Consider the following 25,002-nt stretch of genomic DNA (forward strand, 5'->3'; position numbering starts at 1 on the left):
TTCCCTCCTTAACATTTAAAGATTTAAGTTCATCGGTACTCGATTAACTATAGTTAACCGCAAAGTGCTTTGACTTCTGCTAATTTATCTATGAAAAACATAATCTATATATAAACGCCGAAGACACAGCACTATTTTCAATCAACTTAATATAATTACCTAATTATTTTTGTTTTGGTTTTTTTGCACCATATTTAGATCTTGATTGCATTCTACTAGCAACCCCAGCTGAATCTAGTGCACCTCTAACTATGTGATATCTAACACCTGGTAAGTCCTTAACTCTTCCACCTCTTATAAGAACAACACTATGCTCTTGTAAGTTGTGTCCTACACCTGGTATATATGCTGATACTTCATAGCCATTAGTTAATCTAACTCTGGCAATTTTTCTTAGTGCTGAGTTAGGTTTTTTAGGTGTAGTAGTTTTAACTACTGTGCACACTCCTCTTCTTTGTGGACAATTCTTTAATGCTGGTGAGTCTGATTGTGCTTTAACTGTTTTTCTGCTTTTCCTTACTAATTGGTTAATAGTTGGCATATTTACACCTCCTCAATATTTTTTTAATTTATATAATTTTAGTTGTAAGCTATTCTTGTTCATGTAAAACTACAGCAATAGTAGCTCCTACATCTATTCCGCAAAGTGTTCCTAATTCTTTCATAGTATCTACATAAACTATATTTTCTAGGGTTCTTCCGTCGGCTGCATCTTCTATCTGTTTTAAGATTTTTCCGTCACAATCCTTAGCTAAATATATTTTTTTATCCATGTTATTTCTTATAGCTTTTATAGATTGCTTTAAACCCACAACTTTTTTACCTTCAAGTCTGTCGGTCATACTGGTTCCCCCTTAAATTGGTTTTTGGAAGACAAAAACTCATTATAATCAGCTTTGTCTCCCTATTCAAAACATACAGATGTATTTTATCACCTTATACTAATCCTGTCAATAAAATTAATTTTTATATTACTTAATTATTTTCTATTTCAATATCTTTTGCATCATCTTTTTCTGTACTTATTTTTATTGATCTGTATCTTGTCATTCCAGTTCCAGCTGGTATTAATTTACCAATTATTACATTCTCTTTTAGTCCTAATAATGGATCAACCTTACCCTTTATAGCAGCATCTGTTAAAACTCTAGTAGTTTCTTGGAATGATGCAGATGATAAGAATGAGTCTGTTGCTAATGCTGCTTTAGTTATTCCCAATAATGTAATTCTTCCTTTAGCTGGCTCTTTTCCTTCCTCTTGGGCCTTAGCATTTTCTTGTTGAAAGTCAAATATATCAACCATTGTTCCTGGTAAAAATTCTGTATCTCCTGAATCCTCTATTTTTACTTTTCTTGTCATTTGTCTTACTACGACCTCTAAATGTTTATCATTTATATCAACACCTTGAAGTCTATAAACTTTTTGAACTTCTGATAATAAGTAATTTTTAACACCATTTGGCCCTTTAATTCTTAAAACATCATGAGGGTTAACAGACCCTTCTGTTATTTCATCCCCAGCACTTATAACATCACCATTTGACACTTTTAATCTAGAACCAAAAGGTATATCATAACTTAATTCTTGATTTTCTCCAACAACTATAACTGTTCTCTTTTTCTTAGTCTCATCTATTTTTATAGTTCCACTAATTTCAGAAACTATTGCTAATCCTTTAGGTTTTCTTGCTTCAAATAATTCTTCTACTCTTGGAAGACCTTGTGTTATATCTGATCCAGCAACTCCACCTGTATGGAAAGTTCTCATTGTAAGTTGTGTTCCTGGTTCTCCTATACTTTGTGCTGCTATAATACCTACTGATTCTCCTATATTAATCTTTTCAGCTGTAGCCATGTTCATACCATAACACTTAGCACATACTCCATGTTTTGATTTACATGTAAATACAGACCTTATTTTTACTCTTTTAACGCCACTTTTTTCAACCTTATCAGCTTTTTCCCAATCTATATATTCTTCATTCTTAACTAATATTTCTCCTGTATTTGGATCGATTATGTCTTCTGCTGAATACCTACCAGTTAGTCTTTCTGATAGCGGCTCTATAATTTCATTTCCTTCTCTAATTTCAGATATTTCGAATCCTTCTTTGCTTCCACAATCTTCTTCTCTTACAATAACATCCTGACTTACATCTACCAATCTTCTTGTTAAATATCCAGAGTCAGCTGTTTTAAGAGCAGTATCTGCATTTCCTTTTCTAGCTCCATGAGTTGAAATAAAGTATTCTGATACATCCAATCCTTCTCTAAATGAGGCTCTTATAGGTAATTCTATAATTTTACCTGATGGATTGGCCATAAGTCCTCTCATTCCTGCTAGCTGCTTAATTTGGCTTTTAGATCCTCTTGCTCCAGAATCAGCCATCATAAATATCGGATTAAATCTATCTAGACCTTTCATTAACTCATCTGCAACTAAATCAGTAGTTTTAGTCCACTTTTCTATTACTCTTTCATATCTTTCATCTTCTGATATAAATCCTCTTCTGTACATCTTATCTATTTTGCTAACTTCTACATCAGTTTCATCCAAAAGTCTTTTTTTAGATTCTGGAACTACCATATCTGATGTAGATACCGTAATAGCACCAATAGTTGAATAATGATATCCTTTTTCTTTTATCTTATCTAACATTATGGATGTTTTAGTTGGTCCATGTTTCATATAGCATTTATTTATTAACTTTCCTAAAGAAGATTTGTTAATTAAAAAGTCTACTTCTAATTTAACTTTATTTTCAGGTATAGATCTATCAACAAATCCTAAATCCTGAGGTATGGATTCATTAAATATTAATTTTCCTGGTGTACAATCTATTATTCCAGAAACCTCTTCCCCATCTATTTCCTTTGATATTTTTACTTTAATAGATGCATGTATATCAACTTCTCCTAGTTGATAGGCCATAATAGCTTCCTCTGGTGATGAAAATACTCTTCCTTCACCTTTAGCATTTTCTTTATCTAAAGTTAAATAATATGATCCTAGTACCATATCTTGTGTAGGTACACAAACTGGCTTACCATCAGATGGTTTTAATATATTATGTGCTGCTAGCATCAAAAATCTTGCTTCTGCTTGTGCTTCTACTGATAATGGTACATGGACAGCCATTTGGTCTCCATCAAAGTCTGCATTATATGCTGTACATGCTAATGGGTGTAATTTTATAGCTCTACCTTCTACCAATACAGGTTGAAATGCCTGTATTCCCAATCTATGTAGAGTTGGAGCACGGTTTAGTAACACCGGATGGTCCGATATAACCTCTTCTAGAACATCCCATACCTCCGGCTGAACTCTTTCTACCATTCTTTTTGCACTTTTAATATTATGTGATAATCCACCTTGAACCAATTTTTTCATAACAAATGGCTTAAATAACTCCAATGCCATTTCCTTAGGAAGTCCACACTGATACATTTTCAATTCTGGTCCAACAACTATAACTGAACGCCCAGAATAATCTACACGCTTCCCAAGTAAATTTTGTCTAAACCTTCCTTGTTTTCCTTTTAACATATCTGATAATGATTTTAAAGGTCTATTTCCTGGTCCTGTGACTGGTCTACCTCTTCTTCCATTATCTATAAGAGCATCTACTGCCTCTTGTAACATCCTTTTTTCATTTCTCACTATAATATCTGGGGCACCTAAATCTAATAATTTTTTCAATCTATTATTTCTGTTTATTACTCTTCTATATAAATCATTTAAGTCTGAAGTAGCAAATCTTCCTCCATCTAGCTGAACCATTGGTCTTAGGTCTGGTGGTATAACTGGAATAACATCTATAATCATCCAATCTGGTTTATTACTAGATTTTCTAAATGATTCTACTGCTTCTAATCTTCTTATTAATCTTATTTTCTTTTGTCCTGTACTTGTTTTTAGAGCTTCCTTTAATTCTTTTGAAAGCTGATCTAGATCTATTTCTTCTAAAAGTTTTTTTATAGATTCAGCTCCCATTCCAGCTTCGAAACTTTCTTCTCCATAATTTTCAATAGCTTCTCTATATTCTTTTTCGTTTAGCAATTGCTTTTTTAATAATGGTGTTTCTTTTGGATCAATTACTATATAAGATGCAAAATAAAGTACTTTTTCTAGTGACCTTGGAGACATATCTAACATAAGTCCCATACGGGATGGTATGCCTTTGAAATACCATATATGTGATACAGGGGCAGCAAGCTCTATATGCCCCATTCTCTCACGTCTTACTTTAGATTTTGTTACTTCTACTCCACATCTATCACATACTATACCTTTGTATCTTACTCTTTTATATTTTCCACAGTGACATTCCCAGTCCTTTGTAGGTCCGAATATTCTCTCACAGAATAATCCATCTCTTTCTGGCTTTAATGTCCTATAATTTATAGTTTCTGGCTTTTTCACCTCACCTCTTGACCATTCCCTTATCATTTCTGGTGAAGCTAATCCTATTTGAAGTGCATCAAAATTATTTAATTCAAACAAGGGTATATCCTCCCTTCGAAAATTAATGTTCATCATTGAAATCATCTAGCTCTAATCCCTTAGTTAAGTCATCAAAATTTAAATCCTCATCATAATCTGGTTCTTTGTCTTCCTCTTCAGTTTCTACATAGTTATCATTTTGTTGTTTAGGCTCAATGTAATCCTCAGATCCTTCTATATTAACTTCTAATTCTACCATATCGTCATCTGATAATTCCTTTATAGCAATCTCTTCTTTATCATCATTAAGTACTTTTACATCAAGACACAATGCTTGTAGTTCCTTAATTAAAACTTTGAATGATTCAGGAACTCCTGGTTCTGGTATATTTTCACCTTTTACAATAGCTTCATAAGTTTTAACTCTACCCACGACATCATCTGATTTTACTGTAAGTATTTCTTGAAGTGTATGAGCAGCTCCATAAGCTTCTAGAGCCCAAACTTCCATCTCACCAAATCTTTGACCTCCAAATTGGGCCTTACCACCTAATGGTTGTTGTGTAACTAATGAATATGGACCAGTGGATCTTGCATGTATCTTGTCATCTACTAAATGGGCAAGTTTTAATATATACATATATCCAACTGTTACTCTATTATCAAAAGGTTCTCCTGTTCTTCCATCATATAATACAGTTTTTCCGTCACCTTCATAACCTGCTTTTTTCAAGCATTCTACTATTTCCGGTTCAGTAGCACCGTCAAATACTGGTGTAGCAACATGCCAACCTAATTTTGAAGCTGCTAACCCTAGGTGTACTTCTAATACCTGACCAATATTCATACGTGATGGAACTCCAAGAGGATTTAAACATATTTGTAGTGGTCTTCCATCTGGTAAAAATGGCATATCTTCTTCTGGCAATACTCTTGATATAACACCTTTATTTCCGTGTCTTCCTGCCATTTTATCTCCAACTGATATCTTTCTCTTTTGAGCTATATAACATCTTACTAATTTGTTCACACCAGGTGATAGTTCATCTCCATTTTCTCTTGTAAACACTTTAACATCTACAATTATTCCAGCTTCACCATGTGGAACTCTTAAAGAAGTATCTCTTACTTCCCTTGCTTTTTCTCCAAATATAGCTCTAAGCAATCTTTCCTCTGCTGTTAATTCTGTCTCTCCTTTAGGTGTAACTTTACCTACTAAAATATCTCCTGATCTAACTTCTGCACCTATTCTAATTATTCCTCTTTCATCTATGTCTTTTAGAGCATCTTCACCTACATTTGGTATATCTCTAGTAATTTCTTCAGGTCCTAGTTTAGTATCTCTAGCCTCAGCTTCATATTCTTCAATATGAATAGATGTAAATACATCTTCCCTTACTAGTTCTTCTGATATTAACATAGCATCTTCATAGTTATAACCTTCCCAAGTTATAAACCCTATTCTTATATTCTTACCTAATGCTATTTCTCCTAAATCTGTTGAAGGTCCATCTGCTAATACAGTTTTTGTGTCAACTTTGTCTCCTTTAGAAACCAATGGTTTTTGATTTATACATGTACCTTGATTGGATCTTTTAAACTTTAATAATTTATATTTATCTATCTCTCCATTACTATCAGGATTATCTTTTCTAATTCTTATTTCACTAGCGCTTACGTATGTAACTACTCCTGGATTTTTTGCTTTTGGCAAAACAGCAGAATCTACAGCTGCTTTATATTCTATTCCTGTACCAACAATTGGTGCTTCTGGTTTTAATAATGGAACTGCTTGACGTTGCATGTTAGATCCCATAAGTGCTCTACTAGCATCATCATTTTCTAGGAATGGAATCATCGCAGTAGCAACAGAAACTAATTGTCTAGGCGATACATCCATAAAATCAACTTCTTCTTTAGGTACGACTAATACATCTTCCTGGTCTCTTACTGTAATTTTATCATCTACAAAAGTCCCATCTTCATTCAGCATTTCATTTGCCTTAGCTATCAAATAATGATCCTCTTCATCTGCTGTCATATAAACTATCTCATTTGTTACAACACCTGTAGCTTTATCTACTCTTCTGTAAGCTGTTTCTATAAAGCCATACTCATTAACTCTTGCATAGGTAGCAAGTGAGTTAATAAGACCTATATTAGGTCCTTCTGGCGTTTCTATAGGACACATTCTACCATAGTGTGAATGGTGAACGTCTCTTACTTCAAATCCTGCTCTTTCTCTAGATAATCCACCTGGTCCTAAAGCAGATAATCTTCTCTTATGAGTTAATTCTGATAGTGGATTAGTCTGATCCATAAATTGCGAAAGTTGTGAGCTTCCGAAAAATTCCTTTATAGACGCTGTTACAGGTCTTATATTTATTAACGCTTGTGGTGTTATAGAATCTTGATCTTGAATAGTCATTCTTTCTTTAACTACTCTTTCCATTCTTGAAAGACCTATTCTAAATTGGTTTTGTAACAGTTCTCCTACAGATCTTAATCTTCTATTACCTAAATGATCTATATCATCTGTGTATCCTATACCATAAGGTAATCCTAATTCATAACTTATAGTGGACATAATATCATCTTTTATTATATGCTTTGGAATTAATACATTTATGTTCTTCTTTATTTGCTCTTTTATAGTTTCTTCATCACTATAATTATCAAGTATTTCTTTTAACGTAGGATAGTGTACATATTCCTTTATATTTAAATCATCTATATCAAATTTAACAAAGTTTTTTATATCAACAAAATTGTTTCCTATAGCTCTTACTACTTTGTCATCCAATTGAATATCGACAGAATTTATGCCAGAATTTTGTATCTCTATTGCTTTATCTCGGTCTATTTTTTCTCCCTGTTGAACTATTATTTCTCCTGTGGATGGATTTACTATATCTTGGGCTGAAATCTGATTTGCAATTCTTAAATGTAGCGCTAATTTTTTATTGAACTTATATCTTCCAACTCTGGATAAGTCATATCTTTTAGCATCGAAAAACAAAGATTCTATAAGAGACATAGCACTATCTACTGTTGGAGGCTCCCCTGGCCTTAATCTTTTATATATTTCTAACAAAGCCTCTTCTTTTGTCTTTGTATTATCTTTTTCTATTGAAGCTTTTAATCTTTCGTCTTCTCCAAAATAGTCTATAATCTCTAAGTCTGAACCATACTCTAATGCTCTAATTAATATAGAAATAGGTAACTTTCTAGTTTTATCTATTCTTACATAAATTATATCATTTGAGTCAGTCTCATACTCTAACCATGCACCTCTATTAGGGATAACTGTAGCTGAAAATAGCTGTTTCCCTGATTTATCTAAAGATACATCATAGTAAACTCCTGGAGATCTAACCAACTGGCTAACTATTACCCTTTCTGCACCGTTAATTATAAATGTTCCTTGTTCAGTCATAAGTGGAAAATCACCCATAAAAACATCTTGCTCTTTAATTTCTCCTGTTTCTTTGTTTATGAGCCTCACACTTACTTTTAACGGAGCCGCATAAGTAGCATCTCTCTCTTTACACTCTTCAACTGAATATTTTATATTTTCCATATCCAGTTTATACCCTACAAATTCAAGACTAAGGTTACCCGTATAATCTTGAATAGGGTTGATGTCATCAAATACTTCTTGAAGTCCTTCTTTCAAAAACCATTCATATGAATCTAATTGTACTTCAATTAAATTAGACATTTCACATACTTCTTTGATTTTTGAAAAACTCATTCTAGTTCTTTTTCCTACTTGGACAGGATGTACCATTAAACTTCACCCCTTGTATAAACTAAAAATACCCAAAACACATTTTGATGTTTATGGGATTTTATCTACTTTATTACATTATTATAACCTTTTATATATAATAAATTCATAATTTATGCTATATACATACTTATTTTATCATAATCAATGCAATTAATTATTTTATCATAATCATATACCCTTGTCAATATGTAATTTGACTTGTTTTATTAATTAAAAAAGAGGTACTCATTTTTAAGTACCTCTTTTATGTAATTTATTCTATTACTTTAATTCTACAGTTGCTCCAACTTCTTCAAGTTTAGCTTTCATTTCTTCTGCTTCTTCTTTAGCAACGCCTTCTTTTAATGTCTTAGGAGCTCCATCAACTATTTCCTTAGCTTCTTTTAATCCTAATCCAGTAATTTCTCTAACTGCTTTTATAACTTTGATCTTTTGTGAACCTGCACTTGCTAATACAACTTCAAATTCTGATTTTTCTTCAGCTCCTGCTCCTGCAGCCCCTGCAGCTCCTGCTACAGCAACTGGTGCAGCTGCGCTTACTCCAAATTCTTCTTCACATGCTTCTACTAATTCATTTAATTCTAATACACTCATTTCTTTTATCGCTTGGATTATATCTTCCTTTGTCATTATTAAGCACCTCCAAAATTTCTTTCCTTTATTATTTTAAGCTTCTTCAGATTCTTTCTTTTCTTTAATAGCATTTATTAAATATGCAAAATTTGATACTGGAGCTTTGAAGCTTCCAAGAAGTTTTGCAATAAGAACGTCTCTTGGTGGAATTGCAGCTAATGCTTTAATTTTATTTTCATCATATACTTCTCCTTGAACCATTCCACCTTTTAGTTCAAGTTTCTTATGTTCTTTAGCAAAGTCATTTAAGATTCTTGCTGGAGCAGTTGGATCTTCATATCCAAAGGCTACTGAAATAGGACCTTGGAATAAATCAGTTATACCATCATATCCTAATTCTTTAGCTGCTAATATGCTTAAAGTATTTTTAAATACTTTGTATTCTACTCCTTCTTCTCTCATTTTCTTTCTTAATTCTGTAGCTTCTTCCACAGTTAGACCTTGATAATCAGCAAGTACAATACATTCAGCTTTTTCCATTTTTTCTTTTATTTCTGCTACTTTAGCTTCTTTTAATTGTCTATTTTTACTCACTGTGTGCCACCTCCTCACAGTTTATATATTCCCTGATAAAAAATTAAAGGTTCCTCCGTAGACATGGAGAAACCAATACTTCTTAAAAGTAATATATTGGAACCCTCGGTAGGTTGGATAATCCGTTATGCAAAATGCACCTACTGTCTACGGTATATTTTCTTTAATTCTATAAAAGGATATCAAATTTTAATGTTAATGTCAATATTAATCTAAAACTTTACTTGGATTTATTTTTACTCCTGGTCCCATTGTACTGGAAACAGATACTGATTTTAAGTATTGTCCTTTAGCTGCAGCTGGTTTTGCTTTTATGATAGCATCCATTAATACACGGAAGTTATCCTTTAATTTTTCTGCTCCAAAAGACTTTTTACCTATTACAACGTGAACTATAGAAGTTTTATCAACTCTATACTCAACTTTACCAGCTTTAATATCATTTAAAGCTTTAGATACATCAAAAGTAACTGTTCCTGACTTTGGATTTGGCATTAATCCTTTAGGTCCTAATACTCTTCCTAGTCTACCTACTACTCCCATCATATCAGGTGTAGCCACAACTACATCGTAGTCAAACCAGTTTTCTTTTTGAATCTTTTCTACTAATTCTTCTGCACCTACGTAATCTGCTCCTGCTTCTTCTGCTTCCTTTGCCTTTTCACCTTTTGCAAAAACTAGTACTTTAACCTTTTTTCCAGTACCATGTGGCAAAATTATTGCTCCTCTAACTTGTTGATCTGCATGTCTTGGATCTACTCCAAGTCTAACAGCCAAATCTATAGTTTCATCAAATTTAGCTTTTGATGTCTTAACAACAAGTTCCATAGCTTCTGCTGGAGTATATAAAGTACTTTTATCTATTAATTTTACGCTTTCAGCATAATTTTTTCCCATAATTTACCTCCTTTGTGGTTTTATCGGTTATTACCTCCCACTTATTTAGTAACTATTCTTCGACAGTTACACCCATACTTCTAGCTGTACCAGCTACCATTCTCATAGCAGCTTCTATTGAAGCAGCATTCAAATCTGGCATCTTCATTTCAGCAATTTCTTTTAGTTGATCTTTAGTAATTTTAGCAACCTTTGTCTTATTTGGAACACCAGAACCACTTTCTATACCAACAGCTTTCTTAATAAGAACTGCTGCTGGTGGTGTTTTTAATATGAAACTAAAGGATCTATCTTGATATACTGTAATTACTACTGGAATTATTAATCCAGCTTGTTTAGCTGTTTTTTCATTGAATTCCTTACAAAACGCCATAATATTAACACCATGTTGACCAAGAGCTGGACCTACTGGTGGTGCTGGACTTGCTTTTCCTGCAGCGAGTTGAAGTTTGATCATTCCTGTAACTTTTTTAGCCATGTATTTACACCTCCTATAAATGTGGTAATCGGATTAAATCCTCCCACTTAATAACAGATTGGTCTTTATTGTGGATCAATCTAGTTTCTGTATCTGATTAAAATCAAGTTCAACAGGTGTTTCCCTGCCAAACATGTTAACAAGTACTTTAGCTTTATGCTTATCTGGAAAAATTTCTTGTATAACTGCTGGAAAGTTTTCTAATGGTCCTGTGGTTACTTTAACACTTTCTCCAATTTCTATATCTAATTCTATTACTTCATCTGTTATTCCCATAGATTCAACCTCTGCCTCAGTTAATGGAACTGGTTTTGAGCCTGGTCCAACAAAACCAGTAACTCCTCTTGTATTTCTAACCACATACCACGAATCATCTGTCATAAGCATTTTAATTAAAACATATCCTGGGAATACTTTTTTTAACGCAACCTTCTTTTTACCATCTTTAATTTCAACTTGTTCTTCCATTGGAACTCTTATATCATGTATCCAATCTTGTAAATTTCTATTTTCAATGGTTTTTTCCAGATTAGCTTTAACTTTATTTTCATACCCTGAATAAGTATGAACTACATACCATCTTGCTTTATCTGACATATTTTAAGGGACGGGAATCTTCTCTCGACCCCCTACCTCCTTTATATATTTATTATTTATCAAATTACAACTTTTTTATCCATATATAATTTTTGTTAATTTAGCAAATCCAAAATCTATAACTCCTATAGCTACCATATATATGAAACAAAAGGTTAACGTAATTAAAATAGATTTTTTAACTTCATTTTTAGGTGCCCAAGTAATTCTCTTAAATTCTCCTCTTAAGCCCTTAAAAAACTCAACTATTCCACCAGATTTTTTTTCTTGAGTTACATTGTTTTTTCCCTTGTTCTTTGAACTATCATCCATACATTTCACATCCCTGAATATATTCCAGTTTCATTATGTAACTATTTAGTTTCTTTATGAATAGTATGTTTTTGGCAGAATTTACAATATTTTTTCATTTCTAATCTATCTGGGTCATTTTTTTTATTTTTCATTGAATTGTAGTTTCTTTGCTTGCATTCTGTACATGCTAAGGTTATTTTTGTTCTCAATCTCTACACCTCCTGGATCCTACACTAACTTTATATATAAAAACTCACAGAGATATTCATATATCATTTGAGCATTACCTAAATAATTTAACACAATTAATTTTATATGTCAATATTTTTAATTACGCTTTTTATACTTATTAAATAGGACCGGTCTTTTAAACCTAGTCCTATTTAAAAGTTATATTTATGAACTTGAAGGATTTATTAATCAATTATTTCAGAAACAACTCCTGAACCAACTGTTCTTCCACCTTCTCTAATAGCAAATCTTAATCCTTCATCCATTGCTACTCTTGTTATTAATTCTACCTTCATGTCTATGTGGTCTCCTGGCATTACCATTTCTACTCCTTCTGGTAGTGCTATTGAACCTGTTACATCTGTTGTTCTAAAGTAGAATTGTGGTCTATATCCATTAAAGAATGGAGTATGTCTTCCTCCTTCTTCTTTCTTTAATACGTATACTTGACCTGTAAAGCTCTTATGTGGTTTTACTGTTCCTGGTGCTGCTAATACTTGACCTCTTTCGATATCATCTCTTTGGATACCTCTTAATAGTGCTCCAATGTTATCTCCTGCTTGTGCTTCATCTAATAATTTTCTAAACATTTCTATTCCTGTGATTACTGTCTTCTTGTTTTCATCACTTAATCCTACGATTTCTACTTCGTCTCCTACTTTTAAAACTCCTCTTTCTACTCTTCCTGTTGCAACTGTTCCTCTTCCTGTTATTGTGAAGATATCTTCTACTGGCATTAAGAATGGCTTATCTGTTGCTCTTTCTGGTGTTGGTATATATTCATCTACTGCTGCCATTAAATCCATTATGCATTTTGTTGCTTCATCATCATCTGGATTTTCTAATGCTTTTAATGCGGATCCTACTACGATTGGTGCATCGTCTCCTGGGAATCCGTATTCGTTCATTAATTCTCTTACTTCCATTTCTACTAATTCGATTAATTCTTCGTCGTCTACTTGGTCTGCTTTATTTAAGAATACTACTATATATTCAACTCCAACTCTGGATGCTAGTAGTATATGTTCTCTTGTTTGTGGCATTGGACCATCTGCTGCACTTACTACTAGGATTGCTCCATCCATTTGTGCTGCTCCTGTTATCATGTTCTTTACATAGTCAGCGTGTCCTGGACAGTCTACGTGAGCATAGTGTCTGTTTTCTGTTTCATATTCTACGTGGGATGTGCTTATTGTTATTCCTCTTTCTTTTTCTTCTGGTGCCTTATCTATTTCGTCATATTTGAATGCTTTCGCAAATCCCTTATGTCCTAATATTGTTGTTATTGCTGCTGTTAATGTTGTCTTTCCGTGGTCTACGTGACCTATTGTTCCTATATTTACGTGTGGTTTACTTCTTTCAAATTTTTCTTTTGCCATTTTTTATTCCTCCCTTTATTTAAAAATAATAAGTAAACTTACCCTGGTGTGTTGTATTCCCATAATAATATTTGGAGCCCATGACCGGGATTGAACCGGTGACCTCCACCTTACCAAGGTGGCACTCTACCTACTGAGCTACATGGGCAATAAATCGTAATGTACTAATATTTATAAATAAATCATAAATATTGTTATACCGATTATTAATTTTAATATACTTATATTTATTTGTCAATGATTTTATCGTGAATTTAGAAATTTTTCAAGTTTTCTTTTTACTCTTTGAAGTGCATTATCTATAGACTTTGCATGCCTATCTAAATCACAGGCTATTTCCTGGTATGATTTACCATCTATATATGACATAAGTACTTCCATTTCTAGCGCAGATAAAACCTCTTCCATTTCATTTTGTATACATCCTATTTCTTCTCTACTTATAACTAGCTCTTCTGGATCAGATACTTTAGCTTCAGACAATACATCCATAAGTGTTCTGTCTGATTCATCATCATATATTGGCTTATTAAGAGATATATATGTATTTAATGGAATATGCTTTTGTCTAGTAGCTGTTTTTATAGCAGTAATAATTTGCCTTGTTATACATAACTCAGCAAAAGCCTTAAAGGATGCTAATCTATCTGCTCTAAAATCTCTTATGGCTTTATATAAACCTATCATTCCTTCCTGATAGATATCTTCTCTATCTGCACCAATTAAAAAGTAAGATTTTGCTTTAGCTTTTACAAAATTTTTATATTTATTAATTAAATATTCTTGGGCTCTTACATTTCCTTCTTTAGCTTCTAATACTACTTCTTCGTCTAACATATTTTTAAAGGTTATTTTATTTTGTTTATTAACCCCTTTGCCCACAGTATCCCCCCCTAAAATCCCTCATTACAAGTTAAATTATAACGTACATCTCTTTTACACGTCAAGGGATTTTAGCTATTTTTCCGAATTTTTAGAAGTTTTTCCAAAATTTCTCCTTCTACTCTATCTTCTATGGAATCTTTCTTAATAATTGTATTAATTTCTATTTTATTTTTTATTTTATTCTCTACTGCTTTTATTTCATGATAAAATTCCAAAGAGGACATACGAATTGCTCCTCTTTGGAAAATTATTTGTTGCTCCATAGAGTCAGAAGTAACAACACATACATCTCTCTTCCTACCAATATTATTAACCTTTTTCTCTATGTAACTATCTGCTGTTTCACCTTCTTTAGTAAAAACTATTACTAAATTTTCACCATGACGTTCCTTTTTTTCAATACTTTTGTCAACCATATGAGCATCAAATACCAATACAATCTTATATCCTTTATAAGTAGAATAATTTTGTAAAATTTCTGCAAGCTTTTTTCTGGAAGATTCTAAACTATAGTCTTTTATTTCTTTTAAGTCGGGCCAACTGTTTATAACATTATATCCATCAACAAATATCGTCTTCACATTTAATCCCCTTGAAGCCTTTGTCTTGATATTTCATACATTGCTATTCCCCCTGCCACAGATGCATTAAGAGAATTTATTTGTCCACTCATAGGTATTTTTATCAATACATCGCACTTTTCTTTTGTAAGTTTTGATATACCTTTACCTTCACTACCTATTACCAAGGCTATAGGCCCTTTGAGATTTTCTGAATATATATACCTATCTGTCTCCATATCAGCACCATATATCCATATATTATTTTCCTTCAAAAAGTCTATAGTATTATTTATATTGTTTACTTTTGCTATTTTAACATGTTCTACTGCCCCAACAGAGGACTTGTAAACTATAGGTGTAACTCCTACACTTCTTCTTTTAGGAATTATTATTCCATGTACCCCAAAAACCTCTGCTGTTCTAATTATTGCACCAAAATTATGTGGATCTTGAATTTCATCCAGTATTAATATAAATGGAGCTTTTTCTTTCGAAGATTCTAATATTTCCTCAACAGAATAATATTTATAAGGAGTAGTATATGCAGCTACTCCTTGATGGTTTTCACCTTCAGATATTTCATCTAGTTTTTTCTTATCTACGTTCTTTATAGGAATTCCTTTTTCTTTAGCTAAACTAATAATTTTATTTATGATCCCTTTATTATTTCCTTTAGATATCAATATACTTTCTAATGTTTTATTTGACTCTAAAGCTTCTATTACTGCATTCCTTCCTATAATTAAATCTTCTCTCATAACTTCAACCTCTTTTATAAATATATTTTTTTCATTTCAGTTACTTTTCCACAACTCATAGCTCCCTCTGGACAGTTACCATTTATACAAGATGGACCAGAATATTTAAATAAATTAGGAGCTACTTTTCTAACTTCCAATAGCATTTGATTGGCTAAATTTCTAATCTCCCATTGAGCTCGTGTACAACATCTATGTCTAAAAAAGTTCATTAATGTTCTGGCATTCATTGTAAATATTATTTTTGTTTCACAAGCATTAGGAAATACATATCTTGCATCTTCTATGGCTTTTTTCTCCGCCTGCTTTTTCTTCATTCCTTCTAAAATGTATTTTTCTTGTAAAATATTAGCTAGCTTATCATATGCTTTTTGGCTGTTTTCCATAGCTTCTATAAATATGCTTCTAGTATTATCATCTTTATCAATTTCAGGAGGAATGATATATTGAAATTGATCCAATTTCACATATCTCTGACTTTGTTGTGAATAGGATGCTATTCTGTGTCTAACTAGTTGATGTGTTAAACTTCTTGATACACCTTCTGCAGCAAACGTAAATGAAACATGCTCTATGGGAGATTCATGTCCATAAGACATAAGCATATCTAAAAACTTACTTACTTTTTCCTCATTTAAATCCTTTGACATTTCTTCTAATCCTACCGGACTATAACATAATTTAGCCGCTGCTGCTACTACTTTTTCTGGATTAGGTGTATATTCTAATAATTTAACTTTTAACTCCATTGTTTTCCCCCTTATTTTGTAAGCTTTCTTCATATAAATTTATTACTAATTTCATTATTTCCTCTAATCTTTCATTTTCATTTAATAAATATAAATATCCTATAACTGCTTCAAATCCTGTAGCCATTCTATAATCCTGAATACATGCATTTTTAGCTGCTGTATTAGATTTTGTATTTCTTCCCCTCTTAAATATTCTAATTTCTTCTTCATTTAAATATTCTTGAATCTCTTTTATAAAATAACTCTGTGCATTAGCTTTAACAAATTGTATGGTTTTTTTGTGGAGCTTATTTACACATGTATCTTTATTTCTAGATACAATATAAGTTCGTATAAATATTTCATATACAGCATCTCCTATATATGCAAGAACTAAGGGATTCATCTGTTTTACATCTTGTTTTGTGAATTCTTCTCCCAAAAAATATTCTCTCATTAAAAACCTATCTCCAATCCACCATAATTATATTCTTTTCCATCTTACTCCTTGTGGTGTATCCTCTAGTAAAATTCCTCTTTCTTTTAATTTATCTCTTATTTCATCTGCTAAAGCCCAATTTTTTTCTTTTCTAGCTTCTTCTCTTTTATTTATTAATTCTTGAATTTCATCTTCAACATCTTCTTCTGTTGACTTTTGAAGTATACCTAAAGGTCCTCCTAATTCTCTTATAATTGATAAAGCATAATCAATTATTTCTTTAGAAGAATCAGATTTAATATTGATATTAATATCTTTTATCATGTCAAATATTACAGCAATAGCATCTGCAGTATTAAAATCATCATCCATTTTTTCTATATATTTTTGTCTGTATTCATCTAGTCTTTTGATGTATTCTTTTTCCTCTTCATTTAACTCATTTCTTTTTACTTCATTGGACAAGTTTTCCAAATTATAAATAGCATTGTATAATCTTTCTAGCGCTGATTTAGCAGACTGTAACAATTCTTCACTAAAATTTAGTTGTGCTCTATAATGGGCTGATAACATAAATAATCTTACTACATCAGCATCATATTTTTCTAATATTTCTCTTGCAGTAAAAAAGTTATTTAATGATTTAGACATCTTTTTATTATCTATATTTAAGAAAGCAGAATGCATCCAATATTTTGCAAATGGCTTTCCTGTTCTACACTCACTTTGAGCAATCTCATTTTCATGATGAGGAAAAATTAAATCGTATCCTCCTGCATGTATATCTATTGTATCTCCTAACAAATTGTGAGCCATGCAAGAACATTCTATATGCCATCCTGGTCTTCCCATACCCCATGGACTTTCCCATGCAGGTTCACCCGGTTTTTGCTTTTTCCAAATAGCAAAGTCCATAGCGTCTTTTTTTCTTTCATCTACATTGATTCTAGCACCTGCTTGCAAATCTTCTAAATTTTGTCCTGATAGTTTACCATATTCGCTAAATTTTTTAGTATGGAAATATACATCTCCATCTACTTCATAAGCATATCCCCTATCTACTAAATCTTTAACAAACTGTATTATTTCTTCCATAAATTCAGTAGCTCTTGGATTTACGGTAGCTCTTTCTATATTTAAAGCATCCGCGTCTTTATAATATTCTTTTATAAATCTTTCTCCTAATTCTTTAACAGTTATACCTTCATCGTTGGCTCTATTTATCATTTTATCGTCTATATCTGTAAAGTTCTGTACAAATTTAACTTTATATCCTCTATATTCTAAATATCTTCTTACCGTATCAAAAACTATAAAAGTTCTTCCGTTTCCTATATGGAAAAAATTGTATACTGTGGGACCACAAACATACATATTAACTTCTCCAGGTTTTAAAGGGACAAATTCTTCTTTTTGTCTGGTTAAAGTATTATATAATTTCATCTTTTAATCCTCCTACTATGATAATATTTCTAATCTATATCCTTTTTTTGTTAAATTATCTATAAGTTCTTTTGACTGTTCTACTGTCTGAAGTTCGATTTCAAACATAACATTTACATAGTCCAATCCTTTTTTATTCCAATTAGTATCTTGTCTTAATTTTACTACATTACCTCCCATAGATACTATCTCATTAATTATACCGCTTAATTGCCCTACCCTATCTTTAATTTCTACTAAAAATCTTAATCTTCTTTTAAGTCTTATAAGTTCTCTATCTATTATCTTAGAAACCGTTGCTATATCAATATTTCCTCCACTTATAAGTGAGACTATATTTTTACCCTTTATATTTATTTTGTCGCTTAGTATAGCTGCCATAGCAGCTGCCCCAGCACCTTCTGCTAAAAGTTTTCCTCTTTCTAATAAACAAAATACACTGTATGCAATTTCATCTTCTGAAACAGTTACTATGTCATCTACATATTTACTCATATATTCAAATGTTATTTTTCCTGGAGTACTAACAGATATACCATCTGCCAATGATTTAACTCCAGGTAATGTTACAATTTTCCCCTTATCTAAGGATTCTTTTGAGGAAGCTATAATAGATGGTTGCACTCCTATTATTTTAACACTTGGTTTAATAGACTTTGCCGCTAGTGCTATTCCCGATATTAAACCGCCTCCACCTACTGGTACTACTATAGCATCTACATTATCTATATCTTCTAGTATTTCCAATCCTATAGTTCCCTGTCCTGCTATAACCTGCTCATCATCAAAGGGATGTATAAATGTATATCCATTTTCTTTTTGTGTTTGCAATGCTTTTATATAGCATTCATCATATACTTCTCCACATTGAATTACATTAGCACCATATCCTTTTGTAGCATTTACTTTAGCTAATGGTGCTGTTGCTGGCATAACTATAGTAGAATTTATACCAAAAGCAGATGCTGCATAGGCAACACCTTGTGCATGATTACCTGCTGACGATGCTATAACTCCTTTTTTTCTTTCTTCTTCACTAAGACTTACTATTTTATTATAAGCTCCTCTTAATTTAAAAGCACCTGTCTTTTGTTTATTTTCACACTTAATATAAACATTATATCCAGTCAATTTTGTAAAAGTTGATGAATACACTAGTGGTGTCCTTCTTACAACCTCTTTAATATTATTTTGTGCCTGTTTTACATCATCAAGTCTTAATTTCATAGTCATAGCTTCCCCTCCTAATAATTGAAAATATTCTGTTAACTATATTTTACAATTTTAGGCTGCTCTTTTCAAATTCTTCTTTAATTTTATTATAAACTTCTTCTATATCTAATATTTGTAAATCTTCTTCTCTTCTAAGTTTATATTCTACTTTTCCTTCTTTAATCTTTTTACCTACAGTTATTCTAATTGGTATACCTATTAAATCAGCATCCTTAAATTTAACACCAGGTCTTTCTTTTCTATCGTCAAGTAATACTTCTACTCCCATGTCTTTTAATTTATTGTATATTTCTTCAGCAACTTTCATTTGTTCTTCATCTTTAGTTATAACTGGTATTACTATAACATGATATGGGGCTATTGATAACGGCCATACTATTCCATTTTCATCATGGTTTTGTTCTATAGCTGCTGCCATAGTTCTACTTACTCCTATACCATAACATCCCATAACAAGAGGCTTATTTTCACCTTTTTCATCTAAGAAATTAGCTCCCATAGCTTCAGAATATTTAGTTCCTAACTTAAATATATGGCCTACTTCAATTCCTCTAGCTATTTCTATATTTCCGCCACAAATAGGACATTTATCTCCTTGAATTACCTTTCTGTAGTCCCCTACAGTGCCTTCAAAATCTCTTTTGTAATTTGCATTTTTATAATGATATCCTGTTTCATTTGCACCAATTACAAAATTGTACATGTGAGTTACTTCTTCATCTACTAATAGGCAATCAACATTTATCCCAATAGGTCCTGCAAATCCAACTTCAGAACTGGTAGCTTTTTTTATAGTTTCTTCATCTGCCATTTCAAAATTTACAACTCCACCTAAAGCATTTATTACTTTTACTTCATTTGCTTCTCTATCTCCTCTAATCATTACAGCAACTACTTTATCATCTACTTTGTAAATAAGAGTTTTTACAAGCTTTGCTGGACTTATATTTAAGAAATTAATAAGTTGATCTATAGTTTTTACATTTGGTGTTTCTATTTTAGTTAATTCCAATAATTCTTCTTCATCAAATTCACCTGATATGGCTGGAGCTTTTTCTATATTTGCACCATACCCGCAAGAATCACAAAAAGCTATTTCATCTTCTCCTATTTCTGATTTAACCATAAATTCTGCAGAACCTGATCCCCCCATAGCTCCTGAATCTGCTTCTACACAATTACATTCAAGACCACATCTTTTGAAAATGTTATGATATGCTTCATACATCTTTTTATAAGATATATCTAATGATTCATAATCTTTATCAAAACTATATGCATCTTTCATTATAAATTCTCTAGACCTCATTACTCCAAATCTAGGTCTTCTTTCATCTCTGTATTTAGTTTGTATTTGATATAAATTTAATGGTAATTGCTTATAAGAATTTATTTCATTTCTAGCTATGTCTGTAAAAACTTCTTCATGAGTTGGTCCAAGGCAAAATTCTCTATTATTTCTATCTTGTAGACGGAACATTTCTGGTCCAAAAACATCCCATCTTCCTGATTCCTTCCACAATTCTGAAGGTAATAGAGCTGATGCTAAAAACTCTTGTGCTCCAGTCTTATCCATTTCTTCTCTAACAATATCTTCTATTTTTTTTAAAACTCGTAGTCCAAATGGCATAAAATTATATACCCCTGATGCCATTTTTCTCATCATTCCAGCTCTAAGCATAAGCTTATGACTTGGAATTTCTGCTTCTGCTGGTACTTCTCTTAATGTGCTTATAAGCATGTTTGATAATCTCATAAAATTTCCTCCTCTTAGTGTTATATGTATGATATATTATTCTAATTTTAAATATAAAAAACTCGCCCTTATTTTAGGGCGAGAATATCGCGGTACCACCTAATTTTTACTTAATCTGATATCGGCTATTACACCGGTAGTTTTCACTACAGACTCTAAAGTAGGTTCAAAACTTATGAAAATCTCTCAGCCAAAGGATTTTCTCTCTGTATGGCAGTTTCTACTATTCTTTGTCATCGCCACTTTATATATAATCTTTTAAAATCAATTATATACTATATTACTATATATATTTATGTCAAGTTGTTTTTAAGATTATTGAGGTTCTTTACAATCTCTTTAGCAAATATTAGATCCTCTTTTGTTGTTATCTTTATATTGGTGTATTCACCGTCATATATAAATACCTTATGTCCTAAATATTCCATTAAAGATGTATCATCTGTAATATTTATATTTTTATCAATATTTTGATTATGTCCTTCCCATATAAGTTTATATTTAAAACTTTGAGGTGTTTGAATACTTATTAAAGAGTCTCTATTTAAACTTCCTTTTATAAAACCTAATTCATCTTTAACTTTTATAGTATCCTTAGGAGGTACTGCACAAGTACATGCACCATATGTATTGGCATACTTTATTCCTTCAGAAATTAAATTGTGATTTATAAAAGGTCTAGCTCCATCGTGAATAACTACTATATCTGAATTCTTTATGGCTTTTAAACCATTTAATACGGATTTTTTCTAGTATTCCCACCTGCTACTACTTTTTTTACTTTTTTAATATTATTAGATTTTATAATATACTCAACTTTTTTAATTTCATTTTCAGCCGCTACTATAACTATTTCATGTATATCTGGATGATTCTCAAAACACTCTATACTATATTGTATTATAGGCTTTTTTTCTACTTCCATAAATACCTTATTTGTTTTTAATCCCATCCTTCTTCCTTTTCCCGCCGCTACAATTATTGCTCCATTTCTACTCAACTTTTATGCTCCTTTAAATTTTATTCTAATCATCTTGAGTCTTTTGTCTTGCAAATATCATTCTGCCTGCAGCCGTCTGTAATACTGAAGTAACAATAGCTTCTATTTCTTCTCCTATGAACTTTTTACCACCTTCTACTACTATCATAGTTCCATCATCTAAGTAAGCCACACCTTGCCCAGACTCTTTTCCATCCTTTACTATAAATAACTTCATAGTTTCACCTGGTAAAACTACTGGTTTTACTGCATTAGCAAGTTCATTTATATTTAATACAGGTACACCTTGAAATTCTGCTACTTTATTTAAATTATAATCGTTAGTTATAACTTTTCCATTAAGATTTTGTGCTAACTTCAATAATTTACTATCAACCTCAGGTATATCTGGAAAATCCTTTTCGTATATTTTAACTTTTATACTAAGCTCTTTTTGGATTTTATTTAATACATCTAAACCTCTTCTACCTCTATTCCTTTTTAATCCATCTGATGAGTCTGCTATATGCCTTAATTCTTGTAGTACAAAATTTGGTATTACTAAAGTTCCCTCTATGAAACCTGTTTGGCATATGTCAAATATTCTTCCATCTATGATTACAGATGTGTCTAAAACCTTAGCATCTCCTTTATTATTTTTTACTTTTTTATCTTTTGATGTATTAGCTGACTTTTTAAATATGTTATTCACAAGATACAAAATATCTTCCTTTTTCTTTAAGGCAATATTAGCTCCTAAAGCGGCCATAACCAAAGCCATAGCAACAGCTAATATTACTCCAACTACTGGTATTTTAGATAATAAGTTTACAAATAGAGCTGATAATATAAGTCCTAAAATAGCTCCAAATCCACCTATTAATACGTCATTAGTTGGGACCTTCTGAATACTTTTTTCAATATACTCCATAAACTTAGTAACTCCTAAAATCATCCAAGGGGATATTATAAATAGTATGAATCCGAAAAATAAAGTTGACATAATAAGAAATAGTGCTGTTTTAACTGGACTTTCTTTGATATAGTTTATATATGAAAAAATACTTGAATTTAAAGCAAGCTTACCTAGTATATTTCCTATAATAAGTCCTATTATAGTAAATAATCCTCTTAATACTTTCTTTAACAATATTTCTTCACCTCCTAATTTAGTTCGTTTTAGTATATTATTATAATTAATATATAGTAATCACATATTTTTTTCAATAAGTGTTACATTTAATTAATGTTTTATTAATTATTTAAAACGGAATAAATTACTCACCCCCTATAATTATAACCCGTTTTAAGTTATTATTATCATATAAACATAAATATTTAACATTTTTTTTAGATTTACTTAATATTTATAGATTTATCAATTAAGAATATATTTATTTTATAATTAAGGAGTGGAAACAAATGAAAGATTTAATTTTTGATAGTTTTCAAAGTGCTGTTGATGAATCCTTATTAAGACATAAAAGTATTTTAGATATAATTTCCAAATTACAAGAATCTGAAAGCAGAATAAATAGAGCAGTAATAAAATCTGTAACATCTTGTGGCTGTATAAAAATTAATGCTCATAAGCAAGAAATTCCCTATGAAATTAATAGTATAAATGATCTTACCACAGAGTTTAAAAGTCATTTAGAGGGTGAATTATGTCCTAATTGTAAAGAAATTATAGATAGAGAAATAGGAAATAACCTATTTTATTTAACTTCTCTTTGCAATTCTTTAAATTTAAATTTATATGATATTTTTATAAAAGAATATAATGCAATAAATATATTGGGAACTTATAGATTGAGATAATTAAAGATAGAGGAGTAAAATATTAAAATATTTTACTCCTCTATCTAGTAACTATATTCTTATCTATATTTACCTGTTCCTTTAATCTTCTTAACCCATTTTTAATAGCTTTTGCTCTAGCCTCTCCTATACCTTCAACTTTGTCTAGTTGTTCATAGGATGCTTCCATTACAGCTTTTAATTCTTTAAAATTTTTAACTAAATTGTCTATTACATTGGAAGGAATTCTCGGTATTCTATTTAGCATTCTATAACCCCTTGGTGATATAAATGTATCCACTAGAGGTACTCCTGTGTAACCTAATATTTTTGATATTTGATCAAGATTTATCAACTCTTCTGATGACATTGATTGTATTTGATCATAAACTTCATTATAATCCATATATGTTTCACAATAATCTCTTATTAATAATATCTCGTCTTCTTCAACATACCTTACAAGTTCATTTAGCTGCATAGATATAAGTCTTCCTTCATTTCCTAGCTCACATATATATCTTTCCATTTCCCATACAATTCTCATCACCATTTCTGTCCTTTGTATAGCTGTCATTACATCAAATAATGTTACTAAATCTCTAAATTCTAATACATTTAAATTATTGACTACTCCATCTAATACAGCTACATATTTTTCTAAAGTCTGTAATGCCTGATTTGCTTTTCCTAATATAACACTGCTATCTCTTAAAACATATTTTATATTATTTTTATATATAGTTATTATATTACGTCTTTGTGATATTGCAATCACTATATTTCCCGTTTGCTTAGCTATTCTATCTGCAGTTCTATGTCTTGTTCCTGTTTCAAAAGTTGGTACTGATGGATCTGGCATAAGTTGTGCATTAGCTCTTATTATTCTTTTTACATCTCCACTTAGTATTATAGCTCCATCCATTTTTGCTAATTCATATACATAAGAAGGGCTGTATTCTGCATCAATTTTAAATCCACCATCTACTATATCTAATATTTCCTGACTATCTCCAATTACTATTAATCCTCCAGTTTTTGCTCTTAATATATTTTCTAATCCATCTCTCAAAGGTGTTCCTGGAGCCATTATTCTCAATATATCCATTAACTCATTATCTTTTTGTAACCTCACT

The 25,002-nt window shown here is 31.2% G+C and carries 23 protein-coding genes, 1 tRNA gene, 1 pseudogene and 1 other annotated feature; of the genes and pseudogenes, 1 reads left to right on the forward strand and 24 read right to left on the reverse strand.

All coding sequences use genetic code 11. The annotated features are described in order from the left end of the window. Nucleotides 1-163: 163 nt before the first annotated feature. The 23 genes and pseudogenes from rpsL to CKV72_RS11290 all read right to left on the reverse strand — a co-directional run bounded on the left by rpsL (nucleotide 164) and on the right by CKV72_RS11290 (nucleotide 23,216). Nucleotides 164-541 (reverse strand): 30S ribosomal protein S12, encoded by a 378-nt coding sequence (rpsL, locus tag CKV72_RS11180; protein WP_089866410.1) that lies wholly within the window; start codon nucleotides 539-541, stop codon nucleotides 164-166. A gap of 49 nt (nucleotides 542-590) precedes the next feature. Continuing rightward, nucleotides 591-842: a ribosomal L7Ae/L30e/S12e/Gadd45 family protein gene (locus tag CKV72_RS11185; protein WP_089866413.1), complete on the reverse strand. Its 252-nt coding sequence runs from the start codon at nucleotides 840-842 to the stop codon at nucleotides 591-593. 133 nt (nucleotides 843-975) lie between these two features. Next, complete coding sequence (rpoC, locus tag CKV72_RS11190) at nucleotides 976-4,503, reverse strand: DNA-directed RNA polymerase subunit beta' (RefSeq protein WP_095178298.1); 3,528 nt, start codon at nucleotides 4,501-4,503, stop codon at nucleotides 976-978. Between the two features lie 22 nt (nucleotides 4,504-4,525). Beyond that, on the reverse strand, nucleotides 4,526-8,233 hold the full coding sequence (gene rpoB, locus CKV72_RS11195; protein WP_095178299.1) for a DNA-directed RNA polymerase subunit beta: 3,708 nt from the start codon (nucleotides 8,231-8,233) through the stop codon (nucleotides 4,526-4,528). A 264-nt stretch (nucleotides 8,234-8,497) separates the two neighbouring features. Beyond that, nucleotides 8,498-8,866 (reverse strand): 50S ribosomal protein L7/L12, encoded by a 369-nt coding sequence (gene rplL, locus CKV72_RS11200; RefSeq protein ID WP_089866420.1) that lies wholly within the window; start codon nucleotides 8,864-8,866, stop codon nucleotides 8,498-8,500. Nucleotides 8,867-8,902: 36 nt separating this feature from the next. Then, nucleotides 8,903-9,403 (reverse strand): 50S ribosomal protein L10, encoded by a 501-nt coding sequence (gene rplJ / locus CKV72_RS11205; RefSeq protein WP_089866423.1) that lies wholly within the window; start codon nucleotides 9,401-9,403, stop codon nucleotides 8,903-8,905. Between the two features lie 33 nt (nucleotides 9,404-9,436). Then, nucleotides 9,437-9,574: a sequence feature (ribosomal protein L10 leader region), on the reverse strand. A 36-nt stretch (nucleotides 9,575-9,610) separates the two neighbouring features. Further along, complete coding sequence (rplA, locus tag CKV72_RS11210) at nucleotides 9,611-10,300, reverse strand: 50S ribosomal protein L1 (protein WP_095178300.1); 690 nt, start codon at nucleotides 10,298-10,300, stop codon at nucleotides 9,611-9,613. Nucleotides 10,301-10,352: 52 nt separating this feature from the next. Next, nucleotides 10,353-10,778 (reverse strand): 50S ribosomal protein L11, encoded by a 426-nt coding sequence (gene rplK / locus CKV72_RS11215; RefSeq protein WP_089866428.1) that lies wholly within the window; start codon nucleotides 10,776-10,778, stop codon nucleotides 10,353-10,355. A gap of 75 nt (nucleotides 10,779-10,853) precedes the next feature. Beyond that, a complete protein-coding gene (gene nusG, locus CKV72_RS11220; protein ID WP_089866430.1) occupies nucleotides 10,854-11,375 on the reverse strand; it encodes a transcription termination/antitermination protein NusG in 522 nt (173 codons plus the stop codon). Nucleotides 11,376-11,450: 75 nt separating this feature from the next. Beyond that, nucleotides 11,451-11,687, reverse strand: a complete 237-nt coding sequence (secE, locus tag CKV72_RS11225) for a preprotein translocase subunit SecE (protein WP_095178301.1) — start codon at nucleotides 11,685-11,687, stop codon at nucleotides 11,451-11,453. Nucleotides 11,688-11,728: 41 nt separating this feature from the next. Next, nucleotides 11,729-11,878, reverse strand: a complete 150-nt coding sequence (gene rpmG / locus CKV72_RS11230) for a 50S ribosomal protein L33 (protein ID WP_089866435.1) — start codon at nucleotides 11,876-11,878, stop codon at nucleotides 11,729-11,731. Nucleotides 11,879-12,085: 207 nt separating this feature from the next. Further along, nucleotides 12,086-13,279 (reverse strand): elongation factor Tu, encoded by a 1,194-nt coding sequence (gene tuf / locus CKV72_RS11235; RefSeq protein ID WP_089866438.1) that lies wholly within the window; start codon nucleotides 13,277-13,279, stop codon nucleotides 12,086-12,088. 72 nt (nucleotides 13,280-13,351) lie between these two features. Further along, nucleotides 13,352-13,427 (reverse strand) — tRNA-Thr (locus CKV72_RS11240). Nucleotides 13,428-13,522: 95 nt separating this feature from the next. After that, entirely contained in the window at nucleotides 13,523-14,116 is a 594-nt protein-coding gene (sigH, locus tag CKV72_RS11245) for an RNA polymerase sporulation sigma factor SigH (RefSeq protein ID WP_089866496.1), read from the reverse strand. A gap of 116 nt (nucleotides 14,117-14,232) precedes the next feature. After that, complete coding sequence (locus CKV72_RS11250) at nucleotides 14,233-14,745, reverse strand: NYN domain-containing protein (protein WP_089866439.1); 513 nt, start codon at nucleotides 14,743-14,745, stop codon at nucleotides 14,233-14,235. A gap of 2 nt (nucleotides 14,746-14,747) precedes the next feature. Beyond that, on the reverse strand, nucleotides 14,748-15,485 hold the full coding sequence (gene rlmB, locus CKV72_RS11255) for a 23S rRNA (guanosine(2251)-2'-O)-methyltransferase RlmB (RefSeq protein ID WP_089866441.1): 738 nt from the start codon (nucleotides 15,483-15,485) through the stop codon (nucleotides 14,748-14,750). 14 nt (nucleotides 15,486-15,499) lie between these two features. Then, entirely contained in the window at nucleotides 15,500-16,234 is a 735-nt protein-coding gene (gene thyX, locus CKV72_RS11260; RefSeq protein ID WP_089866443.1) for an FAD-dependent thymidylate synthase, read from the reverse strand. Next, nucleotides 16,218-16,673: a Mini-ribonuclease 3 gene (locus CKV72_RS11265; protein ID WP_089866446.1), complete on the reverse strand. Its 456-nt coding sequence runs from the start codon at nucleotides 16,671-16,673 to the stop codon at nucleotides 16,218-16,220. The genes thyX and CKV72_RS11265 overlap by 17 nt, the downstream gene beginning before the upstream one ends. Nucleotides 16,674-16,700: 27 nt before the next feature. Continuing rightward, nucleotides 16,701-18,098, reverse strand: coding sequence for a cysteine--tRNA ligase (cysS, locus tag CKV72_RS11270; RefSeq protein WP_089866449.1), 1,398 nt, complete (start codon nucleotides 18,096-18,098; stop codon nucleotides 16,701-16,703). 15 nt (nucleotides 18,099-18,113) lie between these two features. Further along, nucleotides 18,114-19,325 (reverse strand): threonine ammonia-lyase, encoded by a 1,212-nt coding sequence (ilvA, locus tag CKV72_RS11275; RefSeq protein WP_095178400.1) that lies wholly within the window; start codon nucleotides 19,323-19,325, stop codon nucleotides 18,114-18,116. A 49-nt stretch (nucleotides 19,326-19,374) separates the two neighbouring features. After that, nucleotides 19,375-21,087 (reverse strand): proline--tRNA ligase, encoded by a 1,713-nt coding sequence (locus CKV72_RS11280; RefSeq protein ID WP_089866452.1) that lies wholly within the window; start codon nucleotides 21,085-21,087, stop codon nucleotides 19,375-19,377. A gap of 293 nt (nucleotides 21,088-21,380) precedes the next feature. Next, nucleotides 21,381-22,039, reverse strand: a pseudogene (gene ispD, locus CKV72_RS12625) (2-C-methyl-D-erythritol 4-phosphate cytidylyltransferase). Nucleotides 22,040-22,112: 73 nt separating this feature from the next. Next, the gene (locus tag CKV72_RS11290; RefSeq protein ID WP_089866458.1) at nucleotides 22,113-23,216 is read right to left on the reverse strand and encodes a PIN/TRAM domain-containing protein; all 1,104 of its coding nucleotides are present in this window, start codon (nucleotides 23,214-23,216) and stop codon (nucleotides 22,113-22,115) included. A 272-nt stretch (nucleotides 23,217-23,488) separates the two neighbouring features. Here CKV72_RS11290 and CKV72_RS11295 point away from each other — a divergent pair, with 272 nt between their 5' ends. Continuing rightward, entirely contained in the window at nucleotides 23,489-23,887 is a 399-nt protein-coding gene (locus CKV72_RS11295; RefSeq protein WP_089866462.1) for a nucleoside triphosphate pyrophosphohydrolase family protein, read from the forward strand. Nucleotides 23,888-23,927: 40 nt separating this feature from the next. Here the strand turns inward: CKV72_RS11295 and disA are convergent, their stop codons facing one another. Then, nucleotides 23,928-25,001: a DNA integrity scanning diadenylate cyclase DisA gene (gene disA, locus CKV72_RS11300; protein WP_089866465.1), complete on the reverse strand. Its 1,074-nt coding sequence runs from the start codon at nucleotides 24,999-25,001 to the stop codon at nucleotides 23,928-23,930. Nucleotide 25,002 lies beyond the last annotated feature (1 nt).

It is taken from the genome of Clostridium cochlearium, from assembly GCF_900187165.1.
In the GTDB taxonomy this organism is placed as follows: Bacteria; Bacillota; Clostridia; order Clostridiales; family Clostridiaceae; genus Clostridium_G; species Clostridium_G cochlearium.

Bases quoted from the DNA above. Each gene is read 5' to 3' on its own strand.
- CKV72_RS11185 (WP_089866413.1), bottom strand. From the start codon at position 842: ATGACCGACAGACTTGAAGGTAAAAAAGTTGTGGGTTTAAAGCAATCT.
- rplK (WP_089866428.1), bottom strand. From the start codon at position 10,778: ATGGCTAAAAAAGTTACAGGAATGATCAAACTTCAACTCGCTGCAGGA.
- rlmB (WP_089866441.1), bottom strand. From the start codon at position 15,485: ATGAGAGAAGATTTAATTATAGGAAGGAATGCAGTAATAGAAGCTTTA.
- nusG (WP_089866430.1), bottom strand. From the start codon at position 11,375: ATGTCAGATAAAGCAAGATGGTATGTAGTTCATACTTATTCAGGGTAT.
- thyX (WP_089866443.1), bottom strand. From the start codon at position 16,234: ATGGAGTTAAAAGTTAAATTATTAGAATATACACCTAATCCAGAAAAA.
- tuf (WP_089866438.1), bottom strand. From the start codon at position 13,279: ATGGCAAAAGAAAAATTTGAAAGAAGTAAACCACACGTAAATATAGGA.
- secE (WP_095178301.1), bottom strand. From the start codon at position 11,687: ATGGATGATAGTTCAAAGAACAAGGGAAAAAACAATGTAACTCAAGAA.
- CKV72_RS11265 (WP_089866446.1), bottom strand. From the start codon at position 16,673: ATGAGAGAATATTTTTTGGGAGAAGAATTCACAAAACAAGATGTAAAA.
- sigH (WP_089866496.1), bottom strand. From the start codon at position 14,116: ATGTTAGACGAAGAAGTAGTATTAGAAGCTAAAGAAGGAAATGTAAGA.
- rplL (WP_089866420.1), bottom strand. From the start codon at position 8,866: ATGACAAAGGAAGATATAATCCAAGCGATAAAAGAAATGAGTGTATTA.
- rpsL (WP_089866410.1), bottom strand. From the start codon at position 541: ATGCCAACTATTAACCAATTAGTAAGGAAAAGCAGAAAAACAGTTAAA.
- ilvA (WP_095178400.1), bottom strand. From the start codon at position 19,325: ATGAAATTAAGACTTGATGATGTAAAACAGGCACAAAATAATATTAAA.
- rplA (WP_095178300.1), bottom strand. From the start codon at position 10,300: ATGGGAAAAAATTATGCTGAAAGCGTAAAATTAATAGATAAAAGTACT.
- cysS (WP_089866449.1), bottom strand. From the start codon at position 18,098: ATGAAATTATATAATACTTTAACCAGACAAAAAGAAGAATTTGTCCCT.
- CKV72_RS11280 (WP_089866452.1), bottom strand. From the start codon at position 21,087: ATGAGATTATCAAACATGCTTATAAGCACATTAAGAGAAGTACCAGCA.
- rpoB (WP_095178299.1), bottom strand. From the start codon at position 8,233: ATGGTACATCCTGTCCAAGTAGGAAAAAGAACTAGAATGAGTTTTTCA.
- CKV72_RS11295 (WP_089866462.1), top strand. From the start codon at position 23,489: ATGAAAGATTTAATTTTTGATAGTTTTCAAAGTGCTGTTGATGAATCC.